The organism is Candidatus Poribacteria bacterium, assembly GCA_026702755.1.
Lineage (GTDB): Bacteria > Poribacteria > WGA-4E > WGA-4E > WGA-3G > WGA-3G.
Genome location: JAPPBX010000003.1, coordinates 25,398 through 31,397 on the forward strand (window position 1 = coordinate 25,398; position 6,000 = coordinate 31,397).

6 protein-coding genes are annotated in these 6,000 nt (G+C 48.1%); all 6 read right to left on the bottom strand.

What is annotated here, in order from left to right:
- Positions 1 to 5 precede the first annotated feature (5 nt).
- A complete protein-coding gene (gene pilM / locus OXH39_00840) occupies positions 6 to 1,811 on the bottom strand; it encodes a pilus assembly protein PilM (GenBank protein MCY3548976.1) in 1,806 nt (601 codons plus the stop codon).
- Positions 1,812 to 1,907: 96 nt separating this feature from the next.
- The gene (locus OXH39_00845) at positions 1,908 to 3,494 is read right to left on the bottom strand and encodes a helix-hairpin-helix domain-containing protein (protein MCY3548977.1); all 1,587 of its coding nucleotides are present in this window, start codon (positions 3,492 to 3,494) and stop codon (positions 1,908 to 1,910) included.
- Positions 3,495 to 3,506: 12 nt separating this feature from the next.
- Positions 3,507 to 4,412, bottom strand: coding sequence for a prepilin-type N-terminal cleavage/methylation domain-containing protein (locus OXH39_00850; protein ID MCY3548978.1), 906 nt, complete (start codon positions 4,410 to 4,412; stop codon positions 3,507 to 3,509).
- A 112-nt stretch (positions 4,413 to 4,524) separates the two neighbouring features.
- Positions 4,525 to 4,944, bottom strand: coding sequence for a prepilin-type N-terminal cleavage/methylation domain-containing protein (locus OXH39_00855; GenBank protein ID MCY3548979.1), 420 nt, complete (start codon positions 4,942 to 4,944; stop codon positions 4,525 to 4,527).
- A 24-nt stretch (positions 4,945 to 4,968) separates the two neighbouring features.
- Positions 4,969 to 5,667 carry a prepilin-type N-terminal cleavage/methylation domain-containing protein gene (locus OXH39_00860; GenBank protein MCY3548980.1) on the bottom strand — a complete coding sequence of 233 codons (699 nt, stop codon included), beginning with the start codon at positions 5,665 to 5,667 and terminating at the stop codon, positions 4,969 to 4,971.
- Positions 5,668 to 5,671: 4 nt separating this feature from the next.
- Positions 5,672 to 5,941 carry a type II secretion system protein GspG gene (locus OXH39_00865; protein ID MCY3548981.1) on the bottom strand — a complete coding sequence of 90 codons (270 nt, stop codon included), beginning with the start codon at positions 5,939 to 5,941 and terminating at the stop codon, positions 5,672 to 5,674.
- Positions 5,942 to 6,000: the final 59 nt, after the last annotated feature.

Below are 6,000 nucleotides of genomic sequence, written 5' to 3' on the forward strand. Positions count from 1 at the left end.
ACTATTTATTCGTTTTTCTCGTCTTCAAGAGTTTCAGTCATAGGCGGTGAAAGACGCAGTTCTGTATCCGTTTCTGGTTCATCAATTTGTATTTCCGGCATTGGATAGCGTTTCTTAGCGAATGCTTTGATAGCGGATGCTGTTAGGTTACACCGCACCTGTACTTGAAAAATCTGTTTCCTGTTCTGGGTAATTGTTGTGACCTCACCGGGCCGAACATTGGTGAACACACCGGAACGATCAAGTGCACCCAAGAGTGTATTGATGGCGTTATGAGAAGCACTTTCCAAATTGAATGTAATGCGCGCTATCGTTGGTTCGTGAAGGTTCGTAATATTGAAATTGGTCCAGGCAACCTGTGTTCTGTCTCCAAACATCTCGCTGAGGGCATATAAAATATCAAGTGGTGAGATATGATGCGCTAACATGTCAGTAAGTGCCAATTCTCTTCCAAGTTGTGCTTGTGCGGCAGCCATCGGTTGCGCGTAATGCGCAAGCTGCGCTTCTACCGCTTCGTTTCTATGTTGTTGTGCGCGTTGGAGCGTGTAACCGCCGAAAAAGATTCCCCCAACCAACAAGATGCCCAATCCAGCAGCGGCTAAAAGTTGACGTTGCCGTGTAGTCTGTGTGAGTGTCTCAACTGCCTCTTGCGGCAACAGGGAAACCTGGGGTCCCGGTTTTAGCGCATTGAGTCCAACACCCAAAGGAACGGCAAGCGTATCACCCCACTCGTCCAGAATAGCTTCTACCCCCGGATGAAGGGGACGGATGTCAATATCTGCGTGCTGTTGGAGTGTGTGAAGCGGATTCCACAATTGTGTTGGAATATCGAGTTCTGCTTCACAAATGGATGCGAGGTCTTGGACACGAGCACCCTCACCACACAGCCAGAGTTCGGTTTCCTCTTCTGCTGAATGGTTATCGGTTAAAGAATCTCCCGTCGCAGCCACAGAACCTTCTTGTAACTGATCATTGATAACTGATGACCGACGACTATTCGATTCACGATGTGCGGTGGCAGCAACAATGGAACGTTGAAGTTCCGCGATAAACTGTGTTGTCCACGTGGATGCCGGAGCCTCGCTTGCAGAGACGTACTGTTTCTCCTGTGCTGCCGCCTCAATATCTATATTCAAGCTGCTGCTAATATGTTCAGAGAGATGATTACCGCCGAGTCGGAAACTACGTGAAAAGCGGAGTTCCTGACCCTGCATGAAACAGAAATCTGTTTGTTCCGCACCTATATCAACAACGAACGTAGACTTTGTGCCTGCGCTGTTGGCTGCGACTTCCGCGATCGCTATCATTGACGGTGTGACACCCGATGGGGAAACGCCAATTTGTTCAAGGAGATCCAAATAACCTGTAACCGTCGCCCGTCGTGTGGATATTAATTCTACGGAGGTGGCTTCTGAGGTCCGCTGCACATCGTGATATGTAAAGATTGCTTCTTCAATTCGGAAAGGGAGTTCCGCTTCTGCAGCGATTGCGACGATGCTCGCGAGCTGTTCATCTCCTGCAGCAGGCAAATTGGCTAAGCGTTTCGTGTTCACCAAGAATCGCGGCAAGGCAAGAACAACTTCCGTACGATCCCGATTGAACAGTGAGCGAAGGTTCCCTTGTACCGGGGAGTCCCCAACAGATTCCCAAAGACGTTTCACCGATTCAGCGACCTGCTGTTGGTCTTCTTTGTCCGGATACGTCACAATATTTGCGTTGATGAGATGCACAGCTCCAGATGACTGCTCAAGCTGAACCATTTTGGCTGTGTTTGTGCCGATGTCTATCGCTATGACTTGATTTTTTGCCATTTTTTTTTGTTGGCTGTCAGCCATCAGTCACGTCTTGTGGCAGTTACACATACTAACACTGCCACAGTAAACCTCTTACTGAAAGCCGAAAGCTATCTAATCCTGTAGCCAATATTTTACAATTATCTGGTCACCCGTCCTGTCAATGACACCAACACAAGTTGAGATAACTCTGTTTGCGGTATCAACACCGTTTGCCTCAATGCGATATCCGTGTGAACGGTAAGTTACCGAATCAACGACTTCACGGAAGGTTTCAAAGTTAATATCCTCTAATTGCGACAGTTCGGAGATACGAGTGAACGGATTCCCTTTTATCTCCTCTTCAGTAAAACTTTGTACCTGTGAGGTGTCGGGTGCATCTTCTTCGCGGCGTTCGACAATTGCTTGTGCTTTTTGTGGGTCCATCCCCGGTAGTAATGCTAAGATCTCGGGTGGTGCTGTGTTTATGTTGATGAGACCTTCGCGGATGTCCCCCTCTTTTAGTGTTATTTTGTCACTAATACCGATGAATTCCTGCTGGGTTAACATTTTCACATCTTTGATTGCATCAATGTTTTGGAAAAGCCCCTGTGAATCACGATGGTCAACGATGCGTTCAGCAATGCCTTCATCAACACCCTGCAAAGATTGCAAGGTTTCTACATCGGCGGTATTGATATTAACTTGCCCACTTTCTCCCTGTGGTTGTTGTGCCTGTCCTTGCCCCGGTGGTCTATTTTCTTGTGGGTCGTTGGTTTCTTCCTCCTCATTCGCTTCCCCACCGGCATCTTCTGTGGTAAGTTGGTCTTGTATGTTGTTAAAAAGTTCGTCAGAAACCGCTTGCACATCCAGGAGTGAAGCGAACCTGTCAAAATCTCGTTGCTGGATAAGCGATTCCGCTTCCGCTTGCGAGAAAACAGGTTGGTTTTGCTGTGTGTTAATTTGTGTCAGTTCATTTGCATCCGCTGTATTGACATCAACAAGCGGTTCCCCGTTTGGATCTGTGCTGGTATCAACCGAATAAATAGTGGTTAAATCAACAAGCCCCGGCGGTGTATCTGCTGACGTTGCTTGTGGGCTGCCAAAACCTGCTGTTGAGGGACCTTCAGTCGTCCCCGTGGATGTCGGTTGTACGCTCGCCCTGTTTTGTGCAAACGTTCCGGTTTGTTGTGCCCCGTAGAGAAGTTCAGATGTCATCCCTTCGACCCGTGCAAGGTCACGAACGGTGCGGTAGGGTCGTCCCTCCACAATTCTGTTGGCAAGTTCTTGAATAAACGCCTCATCTGATATAGCACCCACCTGCATGAGTAAATTATTGATGAGGTCTACATCAACAGTATTGATATTAACCTTTGATGCCTCATCTGTAATTGCCACAGAATAGTTTAAGAAATTGCCAACCTGAATTCCATCTTCAACCTGTCCTTGGATGGGTTCAGCCCAAGTTTCACCGAGCGAATCGAAAGGAGTCTGGTCTGCACGTATGACAGCAAGTGTCCACTCAAAACCTGCTCTTGCGGCATAGTGGAACTTCGCCCTGTCCAAAAAGTTCCGCTGCGTCCGCTGTTCTATATGAATCGAGTAAAGCAACTGCGTCGCGAGAATGGAGAGTATGGTGAGTATCCAGAGGGTTGAGACGAGAGATAACCCGACCTGCTCCTCGTAGAATGCGCGGGTGTCCCGCTTTCTGAATCGCGTCATCTGTAACCTCTCCTAAGGTCTGCCTCCTGCTCCACCGCCAGCAGTAGCACTTACTGGAAGATACACCATTGTCGATTGGGTCATACCAATCGACTGTCCTGTAGGCTGACGCTGTGTCGTGAGTTGTGCTGTATTTGTACTTACAGGTGCCTGTGACTCTCCTTGGGCAGTTATCAGGATCTGTACAGCACTTGGAAGACTCTCCGTATCATCCCATGAGGTTCTCCAGGCTTCTGCTTCACTATCAAAATACTTTAAATCAAAACTGATAAGCCCAGCAATGAGCGTCGAAATATCGGCGTAAATCGGTTCTCCATTTTCGTCCGTTTGCGGGACCTCACCGGTCTGTAGAAAAGGACCGATAACAGTTTCAGGATCAAGCGTTGTTGTTCTCACACGAAAGAGGGCAAGCTCACCCTCTTGTTGATCGATAGTGTCGCCCGTAAATGCCTCTTGGAAGTTAGAGGAAACCGAGTTGGATTCGCCGGGCACCGGTTCGGGTCCGACAAAGTAAGCCACACGCTGCACATCACTTACGAGCGGTACAGAAGGCTGCGAGGAGGTTTGTGCTTGGAAACTTTCGAGTTGTTTTAAAAAGGGGTCTGGATCTGTCCTGACAAGCGTGACAAAACTGAGCATATCTCTATCCCCTAATTGGCTCGGTCCATCTTGCGTGTAGATGGCAAGTTCTGGTTCCTCAAGTGAGACTTGCATGTTACGAAGATCCGTCACCAGTCGATCCATCGCGACCCGGCACCTTTGTGCTGCCAGTATCCTTGTTTTTGTCTTATGATACGCATCTGCGGCTGTTTTGAAAGCAAAATATGCAGATCCCCCAATAATGACGAGGATACTGACTGCCATGAGCATTTCAACGAGTGTAAATCCACTCTCAGTGCGAATTTCTTGAATCTTCATTTTTAGTAAGTAGTTATCAGTTAAAGAGGAACTCTGTAACAATAGACTGCTTGCTGAAGTCTACAAATTAGGGCAGATTGTTACAAAACATCTCTTAACCGATAACCGATAACTACTCCTGCTGTGCTTGTGGCATCTGTCGGTCGGCAATATAGGTACTCATAGACATTGAGTTTTCTCTGTTTCTATGCAGCCATGTGACGGTCACTTGAACCCGCCGGACGTTTTCAACGTCTTCAGAGTCCACATCCTCGACGACAGAACGCCAACGATAGCGTGTATTCTCACCAAATTCACCAGTTTCTTCACCAACATCGGGATAACCTTGCATCTCAATTTCTGCCATCCGAAATTTAAGGAGGTAAAGAGCGGTAGTACTGTTATCTGAAAGTCCCTGATTACGTGCAGCGGTAGTAAACGCCTGCAAAAGTGCAGGTAAGATCGCCGCCAAAAGTGTTAATGTTACAAGTATCTCGACGAGTGTAAAACCGTCTTTTTCTTCTGATGTCGAGTGTATAATTGATAAATTCATTTTTTTAGGACTTCCGATGAGAAATTAGTTGCGGGTCTCAAAACCTAACATTTCAATCTCTGCAGGTGTGAGTTGTCGGACCCGGACACGTCCACTTGCTGCCTCGACATTAACAGACATTATCTGGTTGCGCGAGTTCCGCAGGTACACGACTGTCTCCTCAGAGGTCGCAGTCGGCGAAAAGTAGATATACTCCACACCGGAATCGACGCTGGCAGTTCTGCCGTTGTGATTGGTTATCATTGCGGCTAATGTTACGTTTCGTTCCATTGCGTTTGGCACACCAAGGATGCCGCCGGTGCGTGCCAAAGGAACCTGCTGAGTGGAAGTCCGCGTTGTAAGAGGGTTGCCAGTCGCGCTGTTCTGTCCGGCAGCAACAACCGTGGAATTTTGAGCAGTTAGCAACGACGTGAGTGGATTCGCAGGGTTGAACGTCTCACTGGAGGCAAGCCAGTACCGATCCCTGTCAAGATCAAAAACAACCAAGTGCGTCGCCCGATCCGTGATCGCCATATCTCTGGCAAACGTGAGTAGGCTACGGAGCGAGTAGGCTGAAGACTTCAAACGGCGTGTTGCCGCGAAACTTTTCAGCGTCGGCATAGAGATCGCTGACAGGATGCCGATAAGCGTTAAAACGATTAGTAGTTCCGTAATGGTGAAACCACTCTGGGATTGAGAATTAGGCGCGATACGGAGAGCGCGCCGAATAGCCGTTCGGAACACTGTTTTAATTCACCGCCGCATTCTCATCTACCCAGTTGGTGATGTCTGCGTCCAGTTCTGTACCGCCTACCTTTCCATCTTTACCCATCGAATACAGGTCGTAGTCGTATCCGTAGCGGCTACTCGGTTGGCGATAGACATATTGATTACTCCACGGATCCATGAAATTTGGACTATCAACATACGGGCCATCCCAATTGAGAGGGGCAGGACTGGGAGCCCGCCATAACGCACTTAAGCCCTGTTCGGTGGTCGGATATTCCCCAGTGGCTATGGCATACTAGTCTGTCACAATTATCTTGATAGTTGATCTAAAATCTGGTATCCTTAGGT